The sequence below is a fragment of the Streptococcus oralis genome (assembly GCF_001075875.1).
Lineage (GTDB): Bacteria > Bacillota > Bacilli > Lactobacillales > Streptococcaceae > Streptococcus > Streptococcus oralis_I.
The window spans coordinates 1-220 of record NZ_JUOS01000120.1; the positions used below are offsets into that span (position 1 = coordinate 1).

Genomic DNA, 220 nt, shown 5'->3' on the forward strand with positions numbered 1-220 from the left:
AGCGTAAGGTGTATACACTGATTGAAGAAGGAGAAACCTTTGGGGCAAGCAAACTCAACAGTATTATGAAGGAAGTCTTGACTGACTTCTGGGGAGATGCTATTGAGATTGATGATGATGCAGCACTGACTTGGATGCGCCAAGCTCACTATTACATGGGCTTGTATAGCTACACTTACTCAGCAGGACTTGTCATCTCGACTGCTGGTTACCTTCATCT

The 220-nt window shown here is 44.5% G+C and carries 1 pseudogene; it reads left to right on the top strand.

Going from position 1 to position 220, the window contains the following annotated elements:
- Nucleotides 1-220, top strand: a pseudogene (locus ADM33_RS06925) (oligoendopeptidase F); the annotation flags it as partial.